Below are 25433 nucleotides of genomic sequence, written 5' to 3'. Positions count from 1 at the left end.
CGCGGCCCTACAACAACGCCAGCAATTTGCGCGCAGCTTCTTCTGATGACGCAGGATTCTGTCCGGTCACCAGCTTGCCATCGGTTACAACAAATGATGCCCAATCGTCGCCTTTCTGGTAATCACCACCATTCGATTTCAACATATCTTCGACCAGAAAAGGAACGATGTCCGTCAGACCAACGCCCTCTTCCTCAGTGTTGGTGAACCCCGTGACTGTCTTGCCCGACACAAGCGGCTTTCCATCCGACCCCTTGGGATGCTTGAAAACGGCAGGGGCATGGCAAACAGCGCCGATGGGGCGGTCAGTCGAGTTGAACGCCTCGATCAGCTTTCTGCTATCGCCATCTTCAGCTAGATCCCACAGCGGGCCGTGACCGCCCGGATAGAAGATTGCGTCGAATCCATCTGCAGATACGGTGGACAAAACTTTGGTGTTGGCCAAATCCTTTTGTGCAGCATCGTCGTCTTTGAAACGCTTGGTGGCTTCAGTCTGTGCGTCGTCCTTATCACTCGAGGGATCAAGTGGCGGCTGGCCGCCTTTGGGTGACGCCAACGTGATCTCGGCCCCCGCATCCTTGAATACGTAATAGGGCGCGGCGAATTCCTCCAGCCAGAAGCCGGTCTTGTTGCCGGTGTTGCCCAACTCGTCGTGGGACGTGAGTATCATAAGAATGTTCATTTCTTTGCCGCCTCTAATTCTGTGTGTTTGCAGGTCATACACTCTGACATCTGGTCTGCCAGAAGCCCTGCCCTTCACTGTGCGAACAAACGCCGACGGTGATTGTTCCGGCATTTCGGTCAGTTTCTGAGACTCTTGACCTTTTATCGCGGCACTCGTCCCCTAAAATGGCAACTTCGGTAATTGTTTTCCGCGTCCCGAACTGTCAACAAATTAGGGTTTTCTGCTTCGAAAAACGCCGCACTGCGATTGTTTGGCCGAGGTCAATCCCCATGAAAGGCTAAGATGTCGGTGCCACTATGCTCTCGTAGCCAACGTTGACCACTTGATCAGCCTGATATCTCTCTAACGAACGAGCGTAGTTTCCTATACTCGCATCAAATTTCGTCGGATTCTAATGTCCCTTTGTAGCCAAACCGAAAAGGGTAGGAATGCTCCTCCCGTCTTTCACCCGCTCAACCCAGCAATGCATTCAAAAGAAACGCGATAATTTTGGCTAGCTAGGAACATGGTGGAGACGGTTCAGAAGCGTGCCTGTTTTGTGTTACTTACGTTAGTCACAAACTACGGCGGCTTGGGCAACAGAGTCATCAAACCTGACAGCAGGTTGCGCGAACAGGGGCACCACGGCGCCTTGACGATCACTCGTTCGGGCCGATCGAACACATAGGTGACGATATCCATTGGCTAAATTTGACCAATTGTCGTTGCATGGGGCAAGATCAAACTTTGCGATATTGGCGGCCTGATTTTCCAACTTAGACTAGCGATTTTATGCATCATGGTAGTAGGATAGCACAAGCGAGACCTTACCCGCGCGGTCCGTCGTTCAAATATCGCATTCGGACGCGGTATTCTGCGCGAAATTGGTGGGCATCACGCCCTTCCACATCCGAACTTCGAGAGCAGATGATCCCATGTTATCGGTCTGCGCCCATGCATCTTCTGCGGCTGTGAAATTGGCAAGCACTCGGTCCAGATCGGGGTTTTGGCACCGCTACCCCGGATCTGTGGATCGGCCATTGGTGGCTCCGCTTCCAATCAGATGGGCACCCCAGTCTTGCGCAGTTCATTTTTTCTGAATTTTGCCAGTGGCACCCATCTGCAGTTTATCGACAAAGATTGTGGCGTCCGGCGTTTGTTATGACGTTCTGAAAGGACCTTGCCCTCATAGAACGCCTGCAATTCAGCTTAGGTCAGGGTTGCACCGGGTGCTTTGATGGCAATGAAATGGGCCGTTCATCCCACATGTCATGATGCGCGGCGATGGCAGGAGGATATTGCGATGGTTTCAAGCTCGACGATCGATATCCATTCACCTGCGGGTTTGACAATACCCTTGGAGCAGTCACGGATGATAATGCAACCGGTGTTACATCACCGATGTCAAACTACCCGTCATCTAATCGCAAGTCCCATCTTTGCCAAAGTAGCGCTTCACAACCCTATCACGTCGCAGTCTGTACAATACATTTGCTGTTACGGGCGCAACACCAGCCGCCTATATCCGAAGCGTACGTCTACATTCATGCCGGAAAATACTGGAAGCGAGAACGTTCGCCGCGGGAACCTCGCCGGTCTTGCGCTTGATTTCAGGTTCAAAAACCAATCTCGATTCAACCGCGCCTTCCGCCGGGAGTTTGGCATCACCCCCGATCAATGCAAGAAATCGGCGTAAGACAGGCAGATCATAAAAGCGGGATCGGTTTCCCGCACCCAAAGAAAACCGCCAGAATAAGTGTCGTAATAACTCCCCTTACGAGGCGTTTTGCACCGGTCGCGTGCTTTTTCTTGGCCCTGTTCGAGATGGCTAATCTAAGTATCCCGAGACACAAACAAAGGTCCTGCCCATGATTTCTCAGGGACAGGTCCTTTCCGATCGAAATATGCATCAACACTCTATCGTCTAGATGCAGCGGTCAGTCCGGTCAGGCTTCTGCGTCGGTTGGGTGAATGTTCAAGGGCGGTTTCGTAAGCTACCCTCGCGGCCGCTATATCCCCGATTTCGAATAGCAAGTCGCCAAGAAGTTCACGGGCAGGAAGGATGTGTCCCGGTGTAACTGGCGCCTTGCCGATCTTGTCCTCGGTCTCGGCAGCCTGTCGCATCAAGTTGAGCGCTCTTTCTGAATTCCCGTCCAAGAATTCTATCCAGGCTTCGATGGACTTGGTCTGTGAGTCGAGAAGTGCCAACCAATACTGCGCCTGCATTTCCTCCATTTTCCCTTTTAACACTACAAGCTCGTCGAGTGCCTGTTGCGCGGCGGCAGCATCACCTGATCTGGCTGCACCTACGCCGCGCGCAAACCAGCGCATCGCAATGGCCTGCGGGTAGCGAACCCATGTGATGGCGGGATTGAGGTCGGTAGGCAACTTTGCCGCTTTTTCCCAGTTATCCGTCTCAAGCGGAATGCGTGCAGCTGCAGCGGCCGTCGCGTAGGCTGAACCGAACGTATTCTCAATTCCGGGGTGCTCCTCAAGCTCAGCCAAAAGTGCCGCTGCTTGCGCAACGTTGCCCACCTGCAGATGGGCATAAACAGCATAGTCGATTGCATGCGGGTAATGGTCGGCGAGTACACCACCCCCCACTTGGTCAAGTACCGCCGCAGCGCTACGCGCATTCCAGGCTGCGGATTCCTCCCATAGTCCTAAACGTGTGAAGATGTGAGATGGCATGTGAAGTGCATGAGGGACTTCGGGTGCAATTGCCTCATACCCCCGAGCCGCTTCAAGCGCCATTTCGGCAAGTGCCGGGTGGTCATAGGCATGCAACGCATAGTGATAGCCCGCCGGATGGTATGGGGCGGTAACGCGCAATGCATCCATCCGCTTTCCCACCGCGCGCAGTTCAGGGACCGCGTCGGGGCCGCGCGGGGCCATAGTAAGCTGTGCGAGAGCATCAAGAGCTTTAGCATCCAGATCATCGGGATAGGCATCATCTATCTCGCGTTGCTTGGCAGCCCAAGCGGCAAGGCGGCCGCGAAACCCTACATCTCCACCCGCATAAAATGCACGAACTGCATCGATATAAGCTGCCTCGCGATCTGAACCAGCCTCCATTTCAGACAGTTTTGCAGCGGCGGACTGGCCGGCTGCCGTTTCTTCCGGTGTCGGGCCGCCGGGCCAAAGCGGATGAAACTTGGTCATCGCAATGCCCCATTGCGCCATAGCGCATTCAGGATCCGTCTCAGCCGCAACACTGAACACTTGTGCCGATTGGCGATACATCATGTGATGCAATAAAAGCAGACCGACCTGAAAATTGTCATGGGCGTCTTCAGTGCAGGATGTCGCGAACTCTACTTTCCCAAGTGTAGAGGAATCAAGGCCTTCCATTACCGCATCAAGGTTATGTGCCGCGGCCGGCCCTGTCGCTAAAAGCAAACCAACAAGCGAGACCGTTGTCTTCGAAATCACATTTTTCATGAAATAGTTTCCTTCTTCTGCGCGAACATCATTCGTTTTGGTTCGCCGGACAAATAAAGTGTGGTAGGCTTCAATCGGAGGTTCTGGCGTGCGTTTTTTCAAACGAAATTCCTTGAAATCTTTTGAAATTAAGTGCGGCGCAGCTGTGCTTGACCAGAGGTCCGGACATCTTCGCGACAGTTCGGGTTGCGAACTTCCGATGCGATATAAGTCCCGACAGGTTCTGAAATATTTGGCACAACACAAAGGCAAGGTCGTCACGCGCGCACAGCTTGTTCAGGCCGCGTGGGACGTCGAACTGGTGTCGGATGAAAACGTTGCGCAATGCATTGCGGACATTCGCCGCGTCCTGTCGGACACCGATAAACGCATCGTCGAGACGATCCCAAGGCAGGGCTACCGCTTCGCCTCCGCTGCCGAGCCATGTGAATCGATATTATCGGACCAGCCATCCGCAGAACCGAAACTACCCGGAAACGGGCAAGCAGCTGCAACGCGAACCCGCACGTTTATCGCTGTGCTTCCGTTTGACAACCTCGGCGTATCCGGAGTGCGGGCTCCGGCACTGTTGGCGGCATTGGCTGAAGCCATCATCACTTACCTTGCCCGCTACCCCGAACTTACTGTTTTCTCGCGTCTCGCTGATCCAAGCGAGCCAACGGCACACCGGTTGGGCAAGATCGCCGCAGAGCAACGCGCCGATTACGTCGTCACAGGCGGCGTCCAGAGTGACGGAACTTGTGTCCGCATCAGCTTGCGACTCGTATCAACCAAGGACCATGCATGTGTCTGGGTTGATCAGGTGGAACTCAGTTTAAGCGAATTTTTCAATGTCACGCCGTGGATCGGACGACATGTCGCAAACGCCGTGGGGGCGAAGATAATCGACATGGCTCAGAACCGTATGGATATGGGCGATATCAGTGCCATGCTCATCGAGAATGCGGCGCGCAGTCGTATGTTGCGGTTTCAGTCCCGAGAGGCATTCCAACGGAACGTTCTGGAGCAAGAAACCGCACTGAAACGGTTTCCGGATGCACCGTGGGGGCATTTCGGTCAATCGCTGGCTTTGCGGGTCGGTATCGACGCCGGCTGGATTATAAAAGACATCGACGCCGCTCGTAGCCGTGCCGAGACATTGGCGGCCCGCGCACTTGCCATCGCCCCAGACAACTACCTTGTGCATTATGCAATTGGGCGAACGTTAGTTGGACGTGGCGAAATCAGATCCGCAATTGCAGCGTTTGAGCGTGCAGCCAAAATAAATCCGTCCTCGACACTCGTCGTAACGGGGATGATTGATCCTTACCTCAATCTTGACGATACAGCCCGCGCTCTTGAATTGATCAATATGGCAGAGCGGATCAACCCGTTGCGGAACCGCGAACTGGCCTACAAGAAGGGGCGCATATATTGGCAGATGGGCGAGCATAAAAAGGCGCTCAAAGCTATGGAATCCATTCCGTGCAGGACAGCCGAACAGGCAAAATTGTTGGCCGTGATCTATCATGAGCTCGGCAATTCAAGGGCGGCACGGAACGCATTGATCCCCTATATGGCAGAGAATCCTGACTGGTCGATTTCCAGAGAGTGCCAGATTCAAGACGAACTTCACACACCCCAACGCGTGCGCCGAGATTGGCTTTCGGGACTGACGAAAGCAAGCATGCCGGCATAGAGTGAGATTAGGGCACGTCTCATTCTGGTCTGCTACTATCCTATGATCGTCCGCTCCCGCTATGAGGAACCGCCAACGGCATGTTGCGCACGCTATAACGGACGGCAGAGAATGGCCCTGTGTCGCCCCTGATATTCAGAAGTCATAATGTTCGAGCGAACGTCGGGCGCAATCTCCGGATGAAGTCGTTCCAATGCTGGAGGCCGGAAACTGAGGAGTGGCACTCGTGAAATCGAGATCCCGCAACCAAAATGATTAGATTCTGTTGGTATGTTAGAGGCCTTGTTTCGGGGGAGTGTTCGGGGAACTGGATGCGAACTTACTACACTTTCATCCGAGAACCATCATTTGACGTTCCGGACCCAAAGCCGGCATTCCCATTTAGACCACGCAGAAATTTGCTTGGTTCCCGGTATTTTCACTGCTGGACGTCAACCCGGCCGAGCACCGTAAACATTATCTTGGAGCCTGATTGAGAAGCGGAAAAACCAAGTCATAAACCCAGTTAAAAATGAATGCATAAATCAGATAGAACACAACGAAGGCCAAATCCACGACAAGTGCCTGCCACAAACCAATTCCTAAAACATACGCAAGGAGAGGTAGCGTCACCAACAAGAGACCTGCTTCAAAGAGTATTGCATGAAGAATGCGGAGGATGATCGATTTCTGAACGCTACCTTTCCACCACCTCATGGCTCGATCAAAAAGCCAGTTATATAGATAGTTCCACAGGGTCGCGATGGTCGCTGCGCTGACTGCGACGACGCCAATATCTGCAGCATGCAACCCGAACCCAAGGGCCCCAAGCGGAACAACAAGCAGGAGGCCAATGAATTCAAAACTGATTGCGTGGCGAATACGGTCGCGAGTTGTTCGCATGATACTTCCCATCTGATAGCTGGGTCGTCCCAGAAAATTGCCCTAGATGGGGGAGGCCGTCCTCACGAACCAACTTATGTTTCTCTCCGCAGTTGTCAACTCAGACAAAAAGTCCGGTAAAGCTGCGCGCTCTGTACGGTGCCGTCCCCCCCCTGTGAGGTAGTGTTGGATAAGGTTCCGAGAGTAACCATACGATACGTTTAAGCGTCCATGTGGATAATCTGACCGGTGATGAAACCATCAACTGCGCGCTCCAAAGGCTTTGCCTAACAATTTGCTCGGCGCGGGCTCAAAGCCAGAGATCATTTTAGGATAAACATCCCAGACTTCTGTCAAAACTGCTGGGCTGACCGAGTTTACGCGGATGACACCCGGCATTTCGTAAGCAACCACTTTGGAAAACGTATCGATCGCATCACTTGTTACGGCATCTGCAACCGCGGACGGGATAGGTTTAACGTTAAGCACTCCAATCATCCGAGCGAACAATCCATTTTCATCGACTTGGTGCTCACCCCGTCCCCAGCGCGGCTGGCCGTTATGATTGCAAGCCTACCCGGACCACTCAGCGCTGTTTGGCCCCTTTTCCATTTAGCGCCGATCAGAATTATTTTCTCTGACATTGCGCTTTCCTTTTTGGTGTCACGTGCCATGCGCCCGCAGAATTCTTCCCGTTTTCTGATTGTGACACTTATGCGCGAAGCAACGCATCACGGGTCGCAGAACAGATGGTTCCGACCCAGCAAGCAATCAACTCAAGACGATGCGGGAAGTCTTCGAGGATCCGCTATTTATTCGCAAACCAAACGGTTTTGTCCCGACGCTCGCCGCCGAATGTTTAAATTTCAAAATCCAGCAAATTCTTTTGGATCTGGAAGCATTGACCGCGCAGGATACCTTCGATCCGGCAACCGCTTCGGGGGCGTTTGCGATCGCAGCAACCGATTATGCGCAGGTCATTGTGATGCCTGAGATTATTGAGCGCATTCGTCAGGACGCACCCGATTTTTAGAAAATTTCCCGTGACATTGATAACGAACGAGCCACTGAAACGATACAATTCGGGCAGGTAGATCTTCTGATTGCGTTTCCGGATGTTGTTCCCAAAAGCCATCCATCCAAAGTGCTTTTCAGAGAGTAATACGTCTGCGCCGCGTCAAAATCGAGCCGTTTTTGCAAATGACTAGATTGATATTGCTGAACTGGCGCGCCACCTGCAAATCGCGGCATCGCGGACACGATTGACCAATCGGGTTTTATAGATCACTTGTTTGATCAACACTTAGATACGCGCAATGTGTGAAATCCGCATCATGCTTTTCACTTGTGCCAGACTATATCAATCGCACTGATGCAGTATGGTCCTACGCTGGCGCGGCTTTCGCTTACGTGGAAAACCTTGCATCTCTAAAGCTATTCTTTGGATGCCAAAAATCTCGACATCAAACTCTTACAGATTGAAAGGCCGCCTGCTGGACGTGTACGAAAATGCCAAGCCAGCGGTAGCAGCATCTGGATAAGCTGGGTTAATCCTGCAGAGGTTGTCCGGAATAAATTCATAAGGCCAGATTTTCCATCCAAGACTCAACCAATGACAATAAGGAGCCCACAGCAGACGTCTTGATTTTGTGCTGCGTGCGCTCGCAGCGAAGATATTGCTGCAACTGAATACGCTCCTTTGCCGCCGTGCCCCGCAAAACCTGGTCGTGCATGTGAACCGCAGCGATAACGAATTTCCTAATGGTTGAGTCGCTGCGCTTTCCCACAACTTCCTCTCAAATGAACCGAGAGCGCTCGCGCCGTACGAAACCTGTTCTGAAAAATGCCAATTTGGACAGTTTATCGGGATATGGTTTTATATTTTTGCCCAAAATTTTAGCGCCCCCTACCCGCGTGCCTAATGATTAATCGCTTTCGCGCATTCGGTCACTTTGGTGGCGGCACTCTCCTTTACGCTGCAATGCAGCGATCCCTAGGCTGAAACTGCACAGTCACCCGAACGAGGAGAGAAGAATTTGAAATTCATAATCGCAACCATAAAACCATTTAAGCTAGAGGAGGTCCGTGAAGCGCTTACCGCTGTCGGCGTTCGCGGCATGATGGTTCATGAAATCAAGGGCTTCGGCACGCAATCGGGGCATACCGAGATCTACCGTGGCGCGGAATATACCGTGAACTTTGTCCCCAAAATAAAGCTCGAAATCGCTGTTCCATCCTCATTGGCTGACGACGTTATCGAAGCGATTTCCCAGACTGCCCGCACCGGAAAAATTGGCGATGGGAAGATTTTCGCAATCGATATCGCACAAGCCGTTCGCGTACGCACCGGCGAAACCGGCGAGGATGCACTATGATAACCTCAAACAGGAAACCAACTATGCACAGATTTTGGAAACTGGGCCTGCCCATCGCCCTAATTTTGCCCCCCCAGATCGGCCTTGCTCAAGAAGTGGACCAAACACCGCTCACGGCAGAAATAGGATTCATCTTCACAACATTCATGTTTATGGTTTCGGGCTTTCTGGTCTTCTTTATGGCTGCGGGTTTTGCCATGCTCGAAGCTGGGCTTGTGCGCGGTAAAAACGTGGCCATGCAACTGACCAAAAATATTGCCTTGTTTTCGCTCGCTTCTCTGTTCTTCTATCTGTTGGGGTACAATCTGATGTATCCGGGCGATGCATGGACGATCCCGAACATATTGGGCGCTTTTGCGGTGACCGGCCTTGAGCCCGTCGGGCTTACGGGTGTCGAGCCAGATCTGACCTATGCCTCCGTCGGGTCCGATTTCTTCTTCCAACTGATGTTCTGTGCTGCAACGGCATCGATTGTGTCCGGTGCTCTGGCGGAACGGATCAAACTTTGGCCTTTTCTGGCGTTTGTCATCATTTTGACAGCTGTCATTTATCCAATTCAGGCAAGCTGGAAATGGGGCGGTGGTTTTCTTGATGCCATGGGTTTTCAGGACTTTGCGGGCTCAACAGTTGTTCATTCGGTCGGTGGTTGGGCAGCACTTTGCGGCGCCATTATTCTCGGGCCCCGTTTAGGCAAGTATAAAGATGGCAAAGTTGTACCTTTTCCGGGCTCAAATCTCGCGCTTGCCACATTGGGCACATTCATTCTGTGGATGGGTTGGTTCGGATTCAACGGTGGCTCGCAGCTGTATATGAATACAGCAGGTAATGTTGCTGACATAAGCCGCATCTTCTCAAACACCAATATTGCTGCGTCCGCCGGTGCTGTCGTTGCATTGATGCTAACCCAGCTAATGTACAAGAAACCCGACCTCACAATGATCCTGAACGGTGCATTGGCGGGACTGGTGTCTATCACGGCAGAGCCGTTGACGCCTTCTCTCTTTCAGGCATCATTGATCGGTGGTGTAGGGGGCGCAATCGTGGTCTTCGCGGTGCCCTTCCTTGATCGGCTAAAGATTGATGATGTGGTCGGTGCGATCCCTGTGCATTTGTGTGCAGGCATCTGGGGGACCATTGCAGTAGTGTTCACCAACGACGCTGCAGCTTTGGGCACTCAAATTTACTCAATCCTTGTTGTTGGGGTATTTGTATGCGTCACGTCTTCGGTTGTCTGGATGGTACTTAAAGCAACTGTTGGCATCCGCGTTGACGAAGAGAGTGAAATCAACGGGCTTGATATGGCAGAGCTGGGCATGGAAGCGTATCCGGAATTCAAAGCAGGCTAAGCATCTGGTGTAAAAAAAAGGCGTTTCCCTGCTTAGGCTGGGGAATGCCTATCGGAATGTTTCTTTGCAGGCGACACTCACTACTACACAGAAATGCGGAACAGTGTACTTACAGCCGTCAACTCCATTTGCAGAGATGGCGGGTGTGGCTCCACCAAACAGAGATCATTCATACCAATGCGATGCTCTACGCGACGGCACAGTGTGTTATGTTAGCGTCGAATTGGAAGCCGCTTTGAGTATTGCGGAGCGCATGGACATCCAAGCGATGTTGGGGAACGGTGCGTGCCATTCACCGGTTTGGAAAAAATCTGAAATCAGGCAGCGGCGAGGACGGAATGCGAGCCCTGAGCAGAAAGTTTTAATCTTCGCTGCTTCCACACGTAGCACACAACTTGCCGCAAATGCCAAAATTTTGACTTCGCAATGCGACGTGAATACCAGCTACTCGTGCACTTCGCTGCGAAAGAATGCCGGTCACGGGCGAAGTTGCAGTCGAAGCAGGCTTTCGCCGCAAGTGTTAAGATACCCGCTTCGACAAGCTGTCCGACGAGCGGTGGATTTCAGGACATTCTTGGGGAAGCAGAAAAACTTCGGCATCAGCCCACGCGATTTCCGTTCGCATCAATCAGCGGCGTGCCATCCTCTTTTGTCATTGGGCCGGGCGGCAAACGGTCAAGAAGATCCAGTACCGCCTCACTCGGGCGGCACAGGCGAATGCCCTTGCGGGTGCAGACGATAGGGCGATTGACTAAAACGGGGTACTCAAGCATCGCTTCAAGTATTACATCGTTGCTGACCGAAGGATCGAGCAGTCCCAGTTCTTCCGCCGGCGACTTCGTCGTGCGCAGGGCGGTGCGGGGCGTTAGACCGGCAGCGGCAAAAAGCGCCAAAAGCTGTGGGCGGGTCCAGCCGGTCTCAAGATAATTGATGACCACTGGCGTCTCGCCCGACGCTTTGATGATTGCCAAGACGTTGCGCGACGTGCCGCAATCGGGGTTGTGGTGGATAACGACGGTCATGATGCATCCTTTTCCTTTGGAAACCAGTGCTGTGTCCTGTTGGCAAAGGCAACAAGCGAGAGCATCACTGGCACTTCCACCAGGACACCGACAACCGTTGCCAGTGCCGCGCCAGAGCCTAATCCGAACAGACTGATTGCGACCGCGACAGCCAGCTCGAAGAAATTGGATGTGCCGATCAGTGCGCAGGGAGCTGCGACGTTGAAGGGAATATTCCACGCCCGCGCCGCAAAATAAGCGACAAAGAAAATACCATAGGATTGGATAATCAGCGGAACCGCGATAAGCGCAATAACCAGCGGACGCTCGATGATCACCTCCCCCTGAAACCCGAACAGCAGAACGACCGTCACCAGCAAACCGAAGATCGAGAAGGGTTGCACCCGCGATTTAAAGACATCCACCGCCGCCTCGCCGCTTTGCGCGACGAGGGCTTTGCGGGTGAAATATCCAGCGATCAGCGGTAGGATGACATAAAGCCCCACCGACAATAGCAGCGTATCCCACGGCACGACAATGTCGGTCACGCCCAGCAATAGGGCTACGATGGGCGCAAAGGCGAACACCATGATCACATCATTCACGCTGACCTGCACCAGCGTATAGGTCGGGTCGCCGCGCGTCAGGTTCGACCAGACAAACACCATTGCGGTACAGGGCGCTGCCCCCAGCAGGATAACGCCCGCCAGATACGCCTGCGCATCATCGGGCGGGATCAGGCCGGCAAACACAACCTCGAAAAACAGAACGCCAAGCGCTGCCATTGTGAAGGGCTTGATCAGCCAGTTCACCGCCAGCGTCACGACCAGCCCTTTCGGCTTGTCGCCCACCTGCCGCAATGCGCCAAAATCCACACCCACCATCATCGGATAGACCATCGCCCAGATCAGTACCGCCACGGGCAGATTGACCGATGCAACCTCCAGCGCAGCCAGAGCGGCAAAAACCTCCGGGAAAAGATTGCCGAACAGCAATCCCGCGCCAATCGCTAGCGCCACCCAGACGGACAGCCACCGCTCAAATGTTCCAAGACCCGCCGCAGCGGAAAACGATGTATCGGTCATGATAGTCTCCTAACAGGCACAGGCGAGTTCATTGATAACGGGTTGGCAAAGCTCGGGGTTTCCGCCGCAGCAGTCTTCCATCAGAAAGCTCAACAGTCCGCGCATCCCCTGCATATCGGCGAAATAACGGATGCTGCGCCCTTCTCTCGCGCTGCGTATCAATCCGGAACGTGCAAGGATCGACAAGTTGGCCGACATCGTGTTCTGGCGGACCCCGAGAGTATCACTGATATCGCCTGCCGACATGCCGACCTCCCCTGCCTTTATGAGCAAGCGGAAGACGTCTAGCCGGGTAGGCTGGCTGAGTGCGGCGAAGGCATCGAGAGCGGTCTTACTATCCATATATCAAGAAATATTGATATTACGGCGATCGTCAAGTTCTATTTTGGATACTTTCACTTTTACCGCAATTTTGCAGATTGTGCTGAATAGGAGGCAGATAAGATTCAAAACCCAATTTCCTGCGATATTCCAGAAGCGCGGAACCTCGAATATTGATCGCCTAGTCGGCCAAAAGAGTCTGCTGCTTCCCGAACGGATCTTGGCTCTTTGCGCAGGCCCCTAACCCGCGGAAAACCTTCCGGATCCGGGTTTGTTCATTGTCGCAGTCGATAGGATGTTGGACGTTTTTGATCCTGTCACGCTCAAAGACACGGATCTTATCTGCGATGACATACTACGGGAAAGACTGTGACCAACTGGATTAAGTCTTTCAAAATAACCGGATGCCAATTTATGTTTCCGGGCCTTTCCATGACCGTCCGCACTTATCAACACGCCAGTTTGAGCTTCTGGTTCGGAACTGGACTGTTTTGATTGGCTTTAAGTTAAGTGGCTACGGCAACCATTCTGTGCGCTGCACGAGGACGTCCAGCTTCTGCTGGGCCCCAAAAAGTCGACAGTTCCCCGCTATCCAGGGGCAAAGATTGAAGGCGCGGGGAAGTATCGTCGAACCGGCCAACATCTATAACTTCTAACAAATGTTAAACGTCGCTCGCGATTCCAAACCGGTTGTGATCGATTGACACCTCTTTCGCAGCGCCCACACCTCACATCAACCATTCTGCGTGTGCAAGGATCAAAGGCTCGCAAGGTGTCGATGAAAACGGCCATTCACCTTGCTAAGCAAGTCGACCGGGTCGGGCTGGGTTGTGTTTATGTCGGGCACGCCCAGTCTTCGCCGAGCGGCGGTCAATTGGAGCTGAACTGTTTCGAGATCAGGACTATCGGCTAAAGGAGTATGCTACCGACAAGTTAGGTTGGTTACTCTTTTGTTACCTTCTGAAGCCGGATACAAACCCCCGAATGGATTAAGGTACAGGTGCAATCATGCCCGACCAAAAACAACAGCAACTCTGGGCGGCACAGGATTTGATTGCCGCCTTCCCGCTGCCAACGTTAATCATCGGGGATGAACACGTCATTGTAGCGTTGAACGAGTTGGCCGAAGATGTGCTGGGAAACGCTGTTTTGGGACGTCATTTCGCGACTGCTGTACGGCACCCGAAACTGGTTGCCGCTGTAGAGCAAGGTTTGACGAACCGCACACCTCAAACCGTCACATATCAGATTGTCGAAAACGGCGAGGACGTGAACTATAAGGGCCATTTGCAGGTTATTGGCGATACTGATTTACTGTTGTTCAGTCTTGAAAACGTGTCCGGTGCTGAGAGAGCAGAACAAATGCGGCGCGATTTCATTGCGAACGTCAGCCATGAACTGCGCACGCCATTAACGTCCGTGATGGGGTTCATTGAAACTCTGCGTGGCCCAGCGCGCAACGATGCAAAAGCGCAAGACCGGTTTCTGGCCATCATGGCCGATGAAGCGGAACGGATGAACCGGCTTGTAGGTGATTTGCTGTCCCTTAGTCGCGTCCAAGCCGAGGAACGGGTGCGCCCAAACACACAGATCGATCTGCGAGCGCTGTTGCAAACCACACTGAAAAACCTCAACCCGATGGCTGCGAAAAACAACGTGACCTTGCAAATGGAGTTGGGGACAGGGCCGCTGTCTTTTGTCGGAGACGCCGACCAGTTGATACAGATTTTTACCAATCTGATCGAGAACGCGATCAAATATGGTGGCGCGGATCAAACGGTCGATGTGACGATCGAACACGTTATGCACGATCCTGTCCTACGTGGCCCTGCGATTGAGATCAAGATTGCCGATCAAGGTCCGGGGATTGCTCCGCTCCATCTGCCACGCTTAACCGAACGTTTTTATCGCGCCGATGGTCATCGCAACCGTCAACTTGGCGGCACCGGATTGGGGCTGGCGATCGTAAAACACATACTAAATCGCCATCGGGGTCGACTGAAGATCAGCAGTCAGGTTGGACAAGGGTCGCAATTCACTGTCGTTCTGCCCTCGATTGTCAATGATGGATAAGTCTGTGGGCAGAAGTGCCCGCCCCATCAAGATGTCATAAAACTGTAATGTTCCTGTAGCAAAACTGAAAGCAAGCGCGCCGATAAGCGCGCCAGGATCACCATGGGGGTGGTCCTCAAGCGAATTTGACAGGAGCGACTATGTCACTCGTAAAATTTACAACTTCATCACTTCTTCTTGCCACCGTATCCGCCACTGCGGCCGTTGCGCGCGAAAACGTGCAGGTTGCAGGCTCATCTACTGTATTGCCATATGCGGCCATCGTTGCCGAAGCATTTGGCGAAAACTTCGACTTTCCAACTCCGGTTGTTGAATCCGGGGGGTCATCGGCAGGCCTTAAGCGGTTCTGCGAAGGTGTCGGCGAAAACACAGTCGACATTGCTAACGCCAGCCGTGCGATCAAGAACTCCGAAATCGCAACCTGCGCTGAAAACGGCGTGACGGATATTGTCGAAGTGCGCATTGGTTACGACGGCATCGTATTCGCCAGCGACATCGACGGTAACACATTTGAATTTACGCCTGCTGACTGGTATCTGGCCCTCGCTGCCGAACTGCCTGTTGACGGTGCAATGGCGGCAAACGCCAATACAAACTGGACCGCGGTGAACGCTAAACTGCCGGATCAGCCGATCCAAGCGTTTATTCCGGGCACCAAGCACGGAACACGCGAGGTGTTCGAGGAAAAAGTGCTTCTGCAAGGCTGTGAAGAAAGCGGTGCGCTGGACGCAATTCTGGCGATCAACGGCGGCGACGAGGATGCTGCCGAAAGTTCCTGCATGACGGTTCGAACAGACGGATTGTCGGTTGATGTTGACGGTGACTACACCGAAACACTAGCCCGCATTGAAGCGGATACCAACGGTATCGGCGTATTCGGCTTGTCGTTTTATGAAAACAACAGTGATAAATTGCAGGTTGCCACAATGTCCGATGTTGTGCCGACGACAGAGAGCATTTCCACAGGCGACTACCCTGTCTCGCGGCCGCTTTATTTCTACATCAAGGCCGCGCATCTGGGTGAAATACCGGGTTTGCAGGAGTTTGCTGATTTCTTCGTAAGCGATGAAATCGCGGGGCCGGACGGCCCACTGGCCGAATACGGTCTGGTGTCTGATCCCAAGCTGGCGAGCACGCAAGATGCAGTAGCAAACCGCACCCTTCTCGACGGTATGTAAAACAGGTTGCAGGGCTGATGCTGTGTCGGGCCTGCAGCCATCAAAAGGAAAGCTGCCTTGATGTGGGTGTTTGAATTTTTCATCTCGTTGCCGGTTGTTGTTATAGCACTGGCAACAATTGGCTTTTGGGGGGCCAAAGTGCGCGCTACGGCGGCATCACAAGGAGATGTCCGTACGTTAGCTGCATTGCCCAAAGCCCACGCAACGAATGCATTTCTGAGCGTGATTGTTCCTGTTTTAGTCACTGTTTTTGTGTTGTATCTGATCCGGTCCATCGCGCAAAAACAGGGCATCGAAACGCTTTCATTTCCCGTATTGTACTGGACGGTCTTAGGTGTCGCCGCACTTGGGTGTATCGGTGCAATACGGCAATCCACACGATCCTTTCGGGCCCGTACAGCGTCCGAGCGTTGGATCAAGTTTCTACTGCTCTGCGCATCAAGTGTCGCCGTTTTAACGACTGTGGGCATTGTTTTATCGATGATTTTTGAAACAGCCAACTTTTTTCGCGACTACGACTGGGTCGATTTCTTCTTCTCGGCTGAATGGGCGCCCAATTTTCGCGGTGACAGCGCGTTGGGCATCCTGCCACTGCTTTGGGGCACGCTTTATATCAGCGTCATCGCATTGCTCATTGCGGTTCCGGTTGGCCTGTTCGCGGCGATATACCTGTCCGAATATGCAGGGCCGCGCATGCGAGGTTTTGCCAAACCGATGATCGAGGTGTTGGCCGGTATCCCAACGATAGTTTATGGACTTTTTGCGTTGATGACTGTCGGGCCGCTGCTAAGGGATCATTTTGCGCAACCCCTCGGACTGGGAGACAGCGCATCATCAGTCATGACAGCAGGACTTGTGATGGGGATCATGTTGGTTCCGTTTGTATCCTCGTTGTCGGATGACGCCATTAACGCGGTCCCCCAATCCATGCGCGACGGGTCCTTTGGTCTTGGGGCGACGCACTCAGAAACCATCCGGCAGGTTGTCATCCCAGCAGCGCTACCCGGCATTGTCGGTGCAATTCTGTTGGCCGCAAGTCGCGCAATTGGCGAGACGATGATTGTGGTTCTAGGGGCTGGCGCCGCTGCGCGGATGTCGCTGAATCCGTTCGAAGCCATGACAACAATCACCGTCAAGATCGTCAGCCAATTGACGGGGGACACCGATTTTGCCAGCCCTGAAACGTTGGTTGCCTTTGCACTTGGGCTAACGTTGTTCGTCCTTACATTGGGATTAAATGTGGTGGCCCTCGTCGTTGTGCGTAAATTTCGGGAGCAGTACGAATGAGCAAGGTTACCCCATCACTATTGGTGCGCGATGATCGCACAAAGCGCCGCAACGCAGCTGAGAGGCGGTTTCGCTTCTATGGGCTCGGCGCGATTGGCATCGCTGCACTGGCACTTGTGGTTTTGTTAACAACCGTTGTTTCAAGCGGTGTGGGCGCGTTTCGCCAAACTTACGTCACCCTTGAGATCGCATTGCCCGAAGACAAACTTGACAAAACCGGCACGCGCGACCCAGACCTCATGGCAAGGGTTACGACGTTTGGCTATGCGCCATTACTGCGGGCCGCGTTGATCAGGCAGCTGGCCGAGCTGGGCATTACGACCGATTTATCAGATAAACACATCGGCGAGATGATCAGCAAAGAAGCGGTAGCGACTGTGCGCAATCATGTTTTGGCGAACCCCGAACTGGTTGGTACAACCCTGACAATCGACGTTCTGACGGAGGGGCGGGTCGATGGATATTTCAAGGGCCGCGTCACGATGGAAAGCGCAGCATTGGATGGTAACACCTCCCCTGAAGCACTGGAAATTGCACAACGCCTTGCAGACCTCGGCGTGATTAAGACGCGGTTCAATTGGCGGTTTTTGACAGCGCCCGATGCCAGCGACCAGCGCCCCGAAGCAGCCGGATTGGGTGTGGCCATCCTGGGGTCGCTTTATATGATGCTTGTGGTTCTTGTGCTGGCTTTACCCCTAGGTGTTGCCGCCTCGATCTATCTGGAGGAATTTGCGCCGAAGAACCGGCTTTCTGACTTTATTGAAGTAAACATCAGCAACCTTGCCGCCGTGCCGTCGATTGTCTTTGGCATTCTTGGCCTGGCGATCTTCATCAATTTTGGCGGGCTACGCCAATCTTCACCACTGGTTGGCGGATTAGTATTAACCCTGATGACCCTACCAACCATTATCATCTCAACGCGCGCCGCCCTGAAATCAGTGCCACCGTCGATCCGTGATGCGGCACTGGGGGTCGGGGCGAGTAAAGTGCAATCCGTATTTCACCATGTTCTACCGCTTGCGGCACCTGGAATTTTGACAGGCACCATCATCGGTTTGGCGCAGGCGCTGGGTGAAACCGCGCCGTTGTTATTGATCGGAATGGTGGCCTTTGTACGCGAATATCCAGCCCCCTACAGCGAAACCGCAGGGCTGTTTGGCGAAGCTGCGACGGCACTGCCTGTGCAGGTCTTTAACTGGACACAACGCGCCGATCCCGGATTCGCTGAACGCGCGTCAGGGGCGATCATCACATTGCTGGTGTTTTTGGCCATCATGAACATTGCCGCAGTCCTGTTGCGTCGCCGATTTGAACGCCGCTGGTAAGGAGAAAAACAAATGAAAGACATTCAAGTGATCGAAAGCACCCAAACCACGACGCGACAAAAAATTTCGGCCAAGAACGTAAAAGTTTCCTACGGCGAAACGATCGCAATTAAGGACGTATCGGTCGAAATCGCCCCGAACACAGTCACGGCATTTATCGGGCCATCCGGTTGTGGCAAATCCACTTTTCTACGCTGCTTGAACCGAATGAACGACACCATCGATATTTGCAGTGTCACAGGAGATATTCGCCTGGACGGCGAAAATATCTATGACCGTAACGTCGATCCTGTGCAGTTGCGGGCCAAGGTCGGCATGGTGTTCCAGAAACCTAATCCGTTTCCAAAGTCGATATTTGACAATGTCGCGTATGGTCCGAAAATTCATGGGCTTGCCCGTAACAAGAGTGAGATGGCTGACATAGTCGAAAACGCCTTGCGCAAAGCCGCATTGTGGAATGAAGTCAAAGACCGACTGGAAAACGCAGGAACAGGGCTATCGGGGGGGCAGCAGCAACGTCTGTGCATCGCGCGCGCCATCGCAACATCACCCGAAGTGTTGTTGATGGACGAACCTTGCTCTGCGCTTGATCCAATCGCAACCGCACAAATCGAGGAATTGATTGATGATCTGCGCCAGAATTATTGCGTTGTTATCGTCACCCACTCGATGCAACAGGCCGCGCGAGTCAGCCAGAAAACAGCGTTTTTTCATCTCGGAAGTCTGGTAGAGTACGGGGACACCGACCAGATATTCACAGCGCCGGTTGACCCGAGAACTGAAAGTTATATCACCGGCAGGATCGGATAACCCATGACAAAAGAACACATTTATTCTGCTTTCGACACTGATCTGGACGGTGTTCAAGCTGAAATCATGAAAATGGGCGGCCTTGTTGAAGACGCTATTCGCCTCGGAATGAAAGCGCTCGAAACACGCGATGAGGATCTTGCTCAGCAGGTTCGTATTGGGGATGCTGTAATTGACCAACTTGAAGAGACGATCACCGAGCGCGCGGCACGGATCATTGCGTTACGCGCCCCGACCGCCATTGATCTTCGCCTGATACTCAGTGTGATCAAGATAAGCGGAAACCTTGAACGCATCGGTGACTATGCCAAGAACATGGCCAAACGCACGGAAGTGCTCGCACAAATCGCTCCGATCAACGATAGCGTCGGGACGCTTCGCCGGATGACGCGCGCCGTTGAGGGAATGTTGAAAGACGCGCTAGATGCCTACATTCACCGTGATGCGGCGCTGGCTGCCGATGTCATCGCCCGTGATGTCGATGTTGACCAGATGTACAATGCTTTATTTCGAGAGTTGCTGACCTTCATGATGGAAAACCCGCGCAACATAACTGCTTGTTTACACCTTCACTTTATCTCCAAGAACACAGAGCGGATGGGGGATCATGTCACTTCAATCGCAGAACAAGTCGTATATTTAGCGACGGGGACGAAACCAGATGACGCACGACAAAAAGCTGACGATACCTCAACGAGCAAGGGGATCTGATCGGTGAGAACGCTGCAGGCGCAAATTCTATTGGTTGAAGACGAGCGAGCGCAACGCGAGGTTTTAAGTTACAACCTTGAGGCTGAGGGGTTCAACGTACGTTGTGCCGAAAATGGCGAAGATGCCCTTTTGATGATAGAGGAAGCTTTGCCCGATCTGGTGGTCCTTGATTGGATGATGCCCTTGATGAGTGGTATTGAAGTGTGTCGCCAAATCAAGACACGCGACGACACCCGTCATATTCCGGTAATCATGCTGTCCGCGCGATCCGAAGATGTCGATAAAGTGCGCGGTCTGGACACCGGTGCGGATGATTACGTCATCAAGCCCTATTCTATTAGTGAATTGATGGCGCGCGTACGTTCTCAATTGCGTCGATCCCGACCGGTTGCAGCAGGACGCGCGCTTGAATTTGAAGATATAATCCTGGATCCTGTAAACCACCGTGTCAGCCGCAATTCGCATGAGCTGAAATTGGGCCCCACTGAATTTAAATTGTTAAGTAGATTGATGGAAAGGCCGGGTCGCGTTTTCAGCCGTGATCAATTGCTTGACCTGGTGTGGGGGCGCGACGTTTTTGTAGATATGCGTACTGTCGATGTTCATGTCGCAAGATTGCGTAAGGTATTGGTAAGCTATGGCAGTAGTGATCCGATAAGAACGGTTCGCGGCGCCGGTTACGCGCTTGGATGAACGTGGGTCTTTGAGGAGACTTACAAAGTCTGGGATTTCGACAAAAGTATCGAAATTGCAGGTTTGATAAAATCCGCCGTGTGGCCAGATAAGCTCTGCTTCAATTGCGACGGATTTTTTCGTAAGCATTAGCTGCGCCTTAATTAAACGTTGCCTCTTTTTGATCGGATTATTGAGAACCCTCAAACATTGCGCGTGATCGTTCAACATCACTGTCACTGCCAGCCGCCCATACCGATAGCCCCTCAAGTTCATTGCCCATTCCCGTCAGGGTATATCGAACCGCGACGGGCGGACCGTGCTCCAGATTATCCGTCACGTCCCGCACTTTGCAGATTCTCCGTCAAAACCTGCTGCGTGATCTCACCGATTGTGCGTGCAAGTTCACCAGCGCAAGATGCCATCTTCCTGCGATAGCAAGATGAGAACCTGCCGGACAACACAGGTGTCGACATCCTCTTTGGTCAATGTGATTACGTTAACTATGATTGGTCCCTGAATATTGCGTAACTGGGACCTGTGCGGATTTGGCACCTGACGAGTCATCAATGCACAATAATTGACAGTATCACCAAGAAAACTGCACCGGAACTCGTATCCGCGGCAGTAGCTGCAATCATCGTCGATCCCGATGCTAACACTGTAAATAACCCCGGCTACTTCCAACAGTACGCCGTCCTGCCGGAAAACCGCAAGAACCAGAACGACATGTTCTAGCCGCTGGCTGTTCGAGCATGAAAACCCTGTCAGTCAAGTTGCGGGAGCGTGCCTCCCACCTCATCCATCAGAAAATCAATGAACACCCGCACCTTCGCGGTGAGCACGTTTGACTTCGGATAGACCAGCCATAGAGCTGTTTGCTCATCAAGACGGTAGTCCGGCAAAACCCGAACGAGCGTACCGTCGGCCAGTTCATTATAAACACTCCATATCGAATTGATGGAGATCCCCGCGCCAGCTATCGTCGCGATCTTCTGGCTTTGACCGTCGTCACATAATAATCGCGCTGCTGCGATCTTTGGCTCGAATTGCGCCTTTTGCCCTGTCGCGGTCACAAGGCCTTTGGTCGAGAAATCCTTGAACGACATCAGGCGGTGTTCTACCAGCTCGGCCGGTTTGTCAGGCAGCCCGTGTTCCGCAAGATATGCAGGCGACGCGCACAGCACGCGGACGTCATCCGCCAGCTTGCGCCCCTTAAGGCTGCTATCGGACATTTCCACATTGCGGAGAGCCAGATCGAAGCTTCCCTCGATCAAATCGAATTGTGTGTCCGATAGCCGTAGGTCCAAGGTGATCTCGGGATACTGCGCCAGAAACTTGGGCAAGACGGGTGCAATGTAGTGTTGTGCAAACGTGCTGGGTGCGGCAAAGCGCATAGTGCCGCTGACGGACGGTTTCACCATGCCCAAGGCCGCCAAAGCCGCGTCTTCCTGAGCGACTATTTCTTTTGCGAACGGCAGGAAATCGGCGCCTTCAATCGAAAGGGACACTTTGCGCGTCGAGCGCCGCAACAAATCTGCGCCAAGTGTTTTTTCAAGTTTTGCCAGCCGCGCGCTTGCTACTGCCGGAGCCATGCCCAACTCTCTGCCTGCCGCACTGATGTTTAGCTTTCCGGCAGACAGCACAAAGAGTCTAACACTTTCGGTATCCATGAAATTATATCCAAATTCGGAATTATGAAATCCAATTATACAACCTTATCCTGAATTTCAAAATAATATAAAGAGGGACTGAAGCAGGCTGATTGCCGCTCGTGATTTGCTAAGAGCTTGAGATGACCCAATTTGCCATGATCAACACAACCTCTAACACGGCACTCCAACCCGACCAGCTGAGCCTTGGTCTGGTTGCGCCGCTTGAAAGCTACGTCACGGGGCCCGTGCCGACAATGATGTGCCACTTTGAGCGGGTCCAGATGGCGGAGGCCCTCGGCTTTTCCGCAGTGTGGCTGTGCGACATGCCTTTCAATGTGCCATTATTTGGCGATGCAGGGCAGATGTTCGACCACTTTACGTACCTTGGAGTGCTGGCAAGCCAGACCAGTCGCATCGCCCCTGGCGTTGCCAGTATCACTCTTCCATTGCGCCATCCCGCGCACGTGACGAAGGCCGCGGCAAGCGTGGAAGTTCTGGCGGGGGGATGTTTACTGCTAGGCGTCGCGTCTGGGGTTCGCCCCGAAGAATACCCGGCCACGAACAAGTCGCTTGGGGGTTGTGGTGATCGGTTTCGCGACAGTTTTGACTATATCCGGTCGATGGCCCCTGACTATCCCGCCTTTAAAACTGCGCAAGGAATGTCTCGTGGCGCGATGGACATATGGCAAAAATCAATGGGCCGTAAGCTGCCGCTCTCGGTGACCGGTGGTCGCCGCCGACGTCCTGATTGGGCCGCGCACAACAGCGTCGGCTGGATCACATGCCCCCGCAACGCCAATGTCAAAGCAAAGGCAATCGCCGATTTCCGCGCCCGCGTTGCTGTTGAAGGCGGATCGGACAAGCCGGTGATGCAATCGCTTAACGTTGATCTTGTTAGAGAGCCGGATGCAGCACCGCGCCCGATTCACCTGAGGTTCCAATCAGGCGTGACCCACCTGCGCCGCTATTTGGAGGTTTTGCAGGAGGCGGGCGTTAACCATGTTTCGCTAAACCTGCAGCTCAACTCCTGCGATACGGAAACAACGATGAAACGTCAGGCGGAAAAAATTCTACCCGCGCGTCCAATCAAAAGGATACGACAATGCCCAAAACTATTCTGATTACTGGTGCCACCGACGGAATTGGCTTTGAAACTGCGAAAATGCTGGTGCGAGACGGCCATACTGTACTGGTCCACGGCCGTAGCCGGAACAAGCTCGATGCAGCGTGCGCGGCCATAGGCGGCAAGACACAGCCTTATCTGGCCGACATGTCGCTCAGCGCGGATGTCGTGGGCCTGATTGACGAGATCAAACAGGATCACACGCAGATTGATGTTTTGATCAACAACGCTGGCGTCCTAAAATCGCCTCAAACCATCACACCCGAAGGGCTGGATTTGCGGTTCATGGTAAACACGATTGGACCCTACATGCTGACGGTCGGCCTCCTAGACCTGATCCCGACCGGTGGGCGCATCATTAATTTATCCTCGGCAGCACAGGCGCCCGTGGATATCGCTGCACTCCGAGGCGGGCACCCGCTGGACGACATGAACGCCTATGCCCAAAGCAAACTGGCGATCACTATGTGGTCGCGCGATCTCGCTGCGCAGCTTCCGGACGGGCCTAGCGTCTTGGCGCTCAATCCCGGATCACTGCTGGCCAGCAAGATGGTCAAGGAAGGCTTTGGCGTTGCCGGCAACGATCTAAGAATTGGCGCCGAAATTCTCTACCGCGCAGCACTTGATCCCGACTTCGCTGATGTGTCGGGCCGCTACTTCGACAACGATGCCAAGGCCTTTGGCCAACCCCACGCCGACGCACTGGTTACTGGCAAAGTCAGCGCCGTGGTTCAGGCCATCAAGGCCACAATCTCAAATCTTCAAACAACCTAACCCTCATTAAAGGTTTCAATACTATGAAAGCCGTTGGATACAAAACTGCGGGCGCGCTTGATCGCCCGGACTCTTTGATTGATCTGGAAATTGACAAGCCGACCGCAACAGGCCGCGATCTTTTGGTCCGGATTCAAGCCGTGTCGGTAAACCCAGTTGATTACAAAATACGCCAAAGCCGCCCACCTGAAGGCGACACGCCCGTCATTCTGGGCTGGGACGCGGTCGGCGAAGTTGTCGCAACCGGAAAGGACGCGACCATGTTTAAATCCGGCGATAAGGTTTGGTACGCGGGCGCAATCGACCGTTCGGGTACAAACGCGGAATATCATCTGGTGGACGAGCGGATTGTAGGTAACAGGCACAGATCCGTCACCGCCGCTGACGCAGCATCACTGCCACTTACCGCATTGACCGCCTATGAAATGCTCTTTGACCGTTTGCGCGTGGGCGACGCTGTTCCCGGTGCAGCGAATGCCGTCGTGATCATTGGCGGCTCTGGCGGGGTCGGCTCCATTGCAATCCAGCTTTTGCGCGCAAAGACTGATATGACCGTAATCGCTACCGCGTCGCGCCCTGAAACGCAGGGTTGGGTCAAAGATCTTGGCGCACATTATGTGATCAATCATACCGAACCGCTGGCACCCCAGATCGAAGCCTTGGGGACCGGCCAGCCCGGATATGTCTTCTCAACGACGCACACCCATGAATACATCGAACAAATCGCCGAGTTCATCGCGCCACAGGGCCGGTTCGGCCTAATTGATGATCCTGAAACGCTCAATATTATGCCGCTCAAAACCAAGGCTATATCGACGCATTGGGAATTGATGTTTACGCGGTCCTTGTTCGAAACAGCCGACATCACGCGCCAGCATGACATCCTCAACGAAGTGGCTGATCTGTTGGATGCGGGCAAAATCAAATCAACCGCAACCGAGGTTCTGGGCAAGATCGACGCGGCGACACTGAAACGCGCCCATGCGACCCTCGAAAGCAACAAGGCCAAGGGGAAACTGGTGCTTGAAGGGTTCTAAATTATGGCGGGCGGCG

The 25433-nt window shown here is 53.3% G+C and carries 22 protein-coding genes; 14 read left to right on the top strand and 8 right to left on the bottom strand.

Annotated elements, in window-relative coordinates; all coding sequences use genetic code 11:
- Nucleotides 1-7: 7 nt before the first annotated feature.
- Both OS189_RS15200 and OS189_RS15195 read right to left on the bottom strand, forming a co-directional pair.
- Complete coding sequence (locus tag OS189_RS15200; RefSeq protein WP_267168186.1) at nt 8-682, bottom strand: type 1 glutamine amidotransferase domain-containing protein; 675 nt, start codon at nt 680-682, stop codon at nt 8-10.
- Between the two features lie 1899 nt (nt 683-2581).
- On the bottom strand, nt 2582-4207 hold the full coding sequence (locus tag OS189_RS15195; RefSeq protein WP_267168185.1) for a tetratricopeptide repeat protein: 1626 nt from the start codon (nt 4205-4207) through the stop codon (nt 2582-2584).
- Nucleotides 4208-4304: 97 nt separating this feature from the next.
- On the opposite strand from OS189_RS15195, the gene OS189_RS15190 reads away from it, so the two are divergent.
- The gene (locus OS189_RS15190; protein ID WP_267168184.1) at nt 4305-5783 is read left to right on the top strand and encodes a winged helix-turn-helix domain-containing protein; all 1479 of its coding nucleotides are present in this window, start codon (nt 4305-4307) and stop codon (nt 5781-5783) included.
- 456 nt (nt 5784-6239) lie between these two features.
- On the opposite strand, the gene OS189_RS15185 is transcribed toward OS189_RS15190, so the two are convergent.
- Both OS189_RS15185 and OS189_RS15180 read right to left on the bottom strand, forming a co-directional pair.
- The gene (locus OS189_RS15185) at nt 6240-6665 is read right to left on the bottom strand and encodes a PACE efflux transporter (RefSeq protein WP_267168183.1); all 426 of its coding nucleotides are present in this window, start codon (nt 6663-6665) and stop codon (nt 6240-6242) included.
- A 240-nt stretch (nt 6666-6905) separates the two neighbouring features.
- Nucleotides 6906-7142, bottom strand: a complete 237-nt coding sequence (locus OS189_RS15180) for a Rossmann-fold NAD(P)-binding domain-containing protein (RefSeq protein WP_267168182.1) — start codon at nt 7140-7142, stop codon at nt 6906-6908.
- 286 nt (nt 7143-7428) lie between these two features.
- On the opposite strand from OS189_RS15180, the gene OS189_RS15175 reads away from it, so the two are divergent.
- The 3 genes from OS189_RS15175 (at nt 7429) to OS189_RS15165 (ending at nt 10365) form a co-directional block, all read left to right on the top strand.
- Nucleotides 7429-7677, top strand: coding sequence for a LysR family transcriptional regulator (locus tag OS189_RS15175; RefSeq protein ID WP_267168181.1), 249 nt, complete (start codon nt 7429-7431; stop codon nt 7675-7677).
- A 1003-nt stretch (nt 7678-8680) separates the two neighbouring features.
- The gene (locus tag OS189_RS15170) at nt 8681-9019 is read left to right on the top strand and encodes a P-II family nitrogen regulator (RefSeq protein ID WP_267168180.1); all 339 of its coding nucleotides are present in this window, start codon (nt 8681-8683) and stop codon (nt 9017-9019) included.
- 23 nt (nt 9020-9042) lie between these two features.
- The gene (locus OS189_RS15165) at nt 9043-10365 is read left to right on the top strand and encodes an ammonium transporter (RefSeq protein WP_267168179.1); all 1323 of its coding nucleotides are present in this window, start codon (nt 9043-9045) and stop codon (nt 10363-10365) included.
- 599 nt (nt 10366-10964) lie between these two features.
- Here OS189_RS15165 and arsC read toward each other — a convergent pair.
- From arsC to OS189_RS15150, 3 genes are read right to left on the bottom strand one after another with little or no spacing between them, the layout of a single operon-like run.
- Nucleotides 10965-11387, bottom strand: coding sequence for an arsenate reductase (glutaredoxin) (gene arsC, locus OS189_RS15160; RefSeq protein WP_267168178.1), 423 nt, complete (start codon nt 11385-11387; stop codon nt 10965-10967).
- Nucleotides 11384-12451 (bottom strand): ACR3 family arsenite efflux transporter, encoded by a 1068-nt coding sequence (arsB, locus tag OS189_RS15155; protein ID WP_267168177.1) that lies wholly within the window; start codon nt 12449-12451, stop codon nt 11384-11386. The genes arsC and arsB overlap by 4 nt, the downstream gene beginning before the upstream one ends.
- A 9-nt stretch (nt 12452-12460) precedes the next feature.
- Nucleotides 12461-12793 carry an ArsR/SmtB family transcription factor gene (locus OS189_RS15150; RefSeq protein ID WP_267168176.1) on the bottom strand — a complete coding sequence of 111 codons (333 nt, stop codon included), beginning with the start codon at nt 12791-12793 and terminating at the stop codon, nt 12461-12463.
- Between the two features lie 987 nt (nt 12794-13780).
- On the opposite strand from OS189_RS15150, the gene OS189_RS15145 reads away from it, so the two are divergent.
- From OS189_RS15145 to phoB, 7 genes are all read left to right on the top strand, one after another.
- Complete coding sequence (locus tag OS189_RS15145) at nt 13781-14845, top strand: sensor histidine kinase (RefSeq protein ID WP_267168175.1); 1065 nt, start codon at nt 13781-13783, stop codon at nt 14843-14845.
- A 140-nt stretch (nt 14846-14985) separates the two neighbouring features.
- The gene (locus OS189_RS15140; RefSeq protein ID WP_267168174.1) at nt 14986-16023 is read left to right on the top strand and encodes a substrate-binding domain-containing protein; all 1038 of its coding nucleotides are present in this window, start codon (nt 14986-14988) and stop codon (nt 16021-16023) included.
- 60 nt (nt 16024-16083) lie between these two features.
- Nucleotides 16084-17310: a phosphate ABC transporter permease subunit PstC gene (gene pstC / locus OS189_RS15135; protein ID WP_267168173.1), complete on the top strand. Its 1227-nt coding sequence runs from the start codon at nt 16084-16086 to the stop codon at nt 17308-17310.
- Complete coding sequence (gene pstA / locus OS189_RS15130; RefSeq protein WP_267168172.1) at nt 17307-18635, top strand: phosphate ABC transporter permease PstA; 1329 nt, start codon at nt 17307-17309, stop codon at nt 18633-18635. The genes pstC and pstA overlap by 4 nt, the downstream gene beginning before the upstream one ends.
- 12 nt (nt 18636-18647) lie before the next feature.
- Complete coding sequence (gene pstB / locus OS189_RS15125; RefSeq protein ID WP_267168171.1) at nt 18648-19445, top strand: phosphate ABC transporter ATP-binding protein PstB; 798 nt, start codon at nt 18648-18650, stop codon at nt 19443-19445.
- A gap of 3 nt (nt 19446-19448) precedes the next feature.
- On the top strand, nt 19449-20156 hold the full coding sequence (gene phoU / locus OS189_RS15120; protein WP_267168170.1) for a phosphate signaling complex protein PhoU: 708 nt from the start codon (nt 19449-19451) through the stop codon (nt 20154-20156).
- Nucleotides 20157-20159: 3 nt separating this feature from the next.
- Nucleotides 20160-20849, top strand: coding sequence for a phosphate regulon transcriptional regulator PhoB (gene phoB, locus OS189_RS15115; protein WP_267168169.1), 690 nt, complete (start codon nt 20160-20162; stop codon nt 20847-20849).
- Nucleotides 20850-21595: 746 nt separating this feature from the next.
- Here phoB and OS189_RS15110 read toward each other — a convergent pair.
- Nucleotides 21596-22501: a LysR family transcriptional regulator gene (locus OS189_RS15110; RefSeq protein WP_267168168.1), complete on the bottom strand. Its 906-nt coding sequence runs from the start codon at nt 22499-22501 to the stop codon at nt 21596-21598.
- Nucleotides 22502-22623: 122 nt separating this feature from the next.
- On the opposite strand from OS189_RS15110, the gene OS189_RS15105 reads away from it, so the two are divergent.
- Genes OS189_RS15105 through OS189_RS15095 form a run of 3 tightly spaced genes read left to right on the top strand, consistent with a single transcriptional unit; the run spans nt 22624 to nt 25417 of the window.
- Nucleotides 22624-23604, top strand: a complete 981-nt coding sequence (locus tag OS189_RS15105) for an LLM class flavin-dependent oxidoreductase (protein ID WP_267168167.1) — start codon at nt 22624-22626, stop codon at nt 23602-23604.
- Nucleotides 23586-24380: an SDR family NAD(P)-dependent oxidoreductase gene (locus OS189_RS15100; RefSeq protein WP_267168166.1), complete on the top strand. Its 795-nt coding sequence runs from the start codon at nt 23586-23588 to the stop codon at nt 24378-24380. The genes OS189_RS15105 and OS189_RS15100 overlap by 19 nt, the downstream gene beginning before the upstream one ends.
- Before the next feature lie 23 nt (nt 24381-24403).
- A complete protein-coding gene (locus OS189_RS15095) occupies nt 24404-25417 on the top strand; it encodes a zinc-binding alcohol dehydrogenase family protein (protein WP_267168165.1) in 1014 nt (337 codons plus the stop codon).
- The last annotated feature ends 16 nt before the right edge of the window (nt 25418-25433 follow it).

This window comes from Sulfitobacter sp. F26169L, assembly GCF_026410285.1.
Lineage (GTDB): Bacteria > Pseudomonadota > Alphaproteobacteria > Rhodobacterales > Rhodobacteraceae > Sulfitobacter.
The sequence above is the reverse complement of the archived record's forward strand: the minus strand, read 5'-3'. Positions and strand labels throughout refer to the sequence as shown.

What these genes read in the sequence shown, in the direction of transcription:
- pstA (WP_267168172.1), top strand. Translation starts at nt 17,307, where the DNA reads ATGAGCAAGGTTACCCCATCACTATTGGTGCGCGATGATCGCACAAAG.
- OS189_RS15185 (WP_267168183.1), bottom strand. Translation starts at nt 6,665, where the DNA reads ATGCGAACAACTCGCGACCGTATTCGCCACGCAATCAGTTTTGAATTC.
- arsB (WP_267168177.1), bottom strand. Translation starts at nt 12,451, where the DNA reads ATGACCGATACATCGTTTTCCGCTGCGGCGGGTCTTGGAACATTTGAG.
- OS189_RS15165 (WP_267168179.1), top strand. Translation starts at nt 9,043, where the DNA reads ATGCACAGATTTTGGAAACTGGGCCTGCCCATCGCCCTAATTTTGCCC.
- pstB (WP_267168171.1), top strand. Translation starts at nt 18,648, where the DNA reads ATGAAAGACATTCAAGTGATCGAAAGCACCCAAACCACGACGCGACAA.
- OS189_RS15145 (WP_267168175.1), top strand. Translation starts at nt 13,781, where the DNA reads ATGCCCGACCAAAAACAACAGCAACTCTGGGCGGCACAGGATTTGATT.
- OS189_RS15095 (WP_267168165.1), top strand. Translation starts at nt 24,404, where the DNA reads ATGAAAGCCGTTGGATACAAAACTGCGGGCGCGCTTGATCGCCCGGAC.
- arsC (WP_267168178.1), bottom strand. Translation starts at nt 11,387, where the DNA reads ATGACCGTCGTTATCCACCACAACCCCGATTGCGGCACGTCGCGCAAC.
- OS189_RS15140 (WP_267168174.1), top strand. Translation starts at nt 14,986, where the DNA reads ATGTCACTCGTAAAATTTACAACTTCATCACTTCTTCTTGCCACCGTA.
- OS189_RS15180 (WP_267168182.1), bottom strand. Translation starts at nt 7,142, where the DNA reads ATGATTGGAGTGCTTAACGTTAAACCTATCCCGTCCGCGGTTGCAGAT.
- OS189_RS15105 (WP_267168167.1), top strand. Translation starts at nt 22,624, where the DNA reads ATGACCCAATTTGCCATGATCAACACAACCTCTAACACGGCACTCCAA.
- OS189_RS15200 (WP_267168186.1), bottom strand. Translation starts at nt 682, where the DNA reads ATGAACATTCTTATGATACTCACGTCCCACGACGAGTTGGGCAACACC.
- OS189_RS15190 (WP_267168184.1), top strand. Translation starts at nt 4,305, where the DNA reads ATGCGATATAAGTCCCGACAGGTTCTGAAATATTTGGCACAACACAAA.
- OS189_RS15175 (WP_267168181.1), top strand. Translation starts at nt 7,429, where the DNA reads ATGCGGGAAGTCTTCGAGGATCCGCTATTTATTCGCAAACCAAACGGT.
- phoU (WP_267168170.1), top strand. Translation starts at nt 19,449, where the DNA reads ATGACAAAAGAACACATTTATTCTGCTTTCGACACTGATCTGGACGGT.
- OS189_RS15150 (WP_267168176.1), bottom strand. Translation starts at nt 12,793, where the DNA reads ATGGATAGTAAGACCGCTCTCGATGCCTTCGCCGCACTCAGCCAGCCT.
- pstC (WP_267168173.1), top strand. Translation starts at nt 16,084, where the DNA reads ATGTGGGTGTTTGAATTTTTCATCTCGTTGCCGGTTGTTGTTATAGCA.
- OS189_RS15110 (WP_267168168.1), bottom strand. Translation starts at nt 22,501, where the DNA reads ATGGATACCGAAAGTGTTAGACTCTTTGTGCTGTCTGCCGGAAAGCTA.
- OS189_RS15100 (WP_267168166.1), top strand. Translation starts at nt 23,586, where the DNA reads ATGCCCAAAACTATTCTGATTACTGGTGCCACCGACGGAATTGGCTTT.